Below are 898 nucleotides of genomic sequence, written 5' to 3' on the forward strand. Positions count from 1 at the left end.
TTTCATAGCCTTTGATCCCGGCTAGGGCTCGGTGCTTGGCAGCAAGAGCGTAGTTGACCTTCTTGTTCGGGGCAGAAAGATCGATATAGCGGTTACGCTTGATTGCGATATCGCCGTCAACAGCGCGTTTGGCTTTTTCGACTTGCTCTTTGATTCCGCGCAGGCTGCGCCTAGCCCGGTCGTGAGAGTACTGGTAATGCGTCACCGAATTCGGGGTTGTGTGTTTGCGCCCATCGCTTGCCGAGGCTTGTGTCCAGATCTGGCCGTGGGCGTAGTCTTCACCGGGGTTGTCCCGCCGCCAGGTTTCGATCACCTCAGGCACGGTGGGGGTTTTCACCGACAAAATGTAGTGCAGCCCTGCATCTATCAATGCTTGTTTGTTCGCCGCTGAAAACATGCCCGCATCAGCAACGACGGTGACTTCATCGAGTTGGTAAGCCTCTTAGAACCCTGTGATCATCGGCAGCATCGTGTGGGTTTCTGCCGAGTTGCCAGCAAACGCGCCCACATGCAATGGAAACCCAGTGGCATCAGTAAGCAGCCCGACAAGGATTTGCGGCTCGAGGCGGCGCTCTTTGGAAAACCCGGGTTTGCGAAGCTCATCAGGAGTATCGGTTTCAAAGTACAAGGTGGTCACGTCGTACAAGATGAATGCGCCTGGCCCGATACCTGCATGATGGGCCAACGCTTGGGTTAGTATCTCCCCGAACGATTCGGTAGCGAAGGAGGAAAGACGCCTCTGGATGGTGCGATAGCTTGCGCTGGTGATGCCAACCTCGGCAAGAGTCTCGATGGAATCCAGCTTTGAGCCGGGATGGATGATCCGGGCACGCACCAGATCGCGAAACACCGGATCATCACCGCTTGCTGCAGCAAGACCTAACTCGTTGAAACACGC

The 898-nt window shown here is 55.8% G+C and carries 2 pseudogenes; both read right to left on the bottom strand.

Annotation, left to right across the window (positions count from 1 at the left end):
- Window positions 1-397, bottom strand: a pseudogene (locus HMPREF2875_RS13990) (transposase); the annotation flags it as partial.
- Between the two features lie 45 nt (window positions 398-442).
- Window positions 443-898 (bottom strand): annotated as a pseudogene (locus HMPREF2875_RS13995) (transposase); the annotation flags it as partial.

The sequence above is a fragment of the Corynebacterium sp. HMSC078H07 genome, assembly GCF_001812805.1.
Taxonomy (GTDB): domain Bacteria; phylum Actinomycetota; class Actinomycetes; order Mycobacteriales; family Mycobacteriaceae; genus Corynebacterium.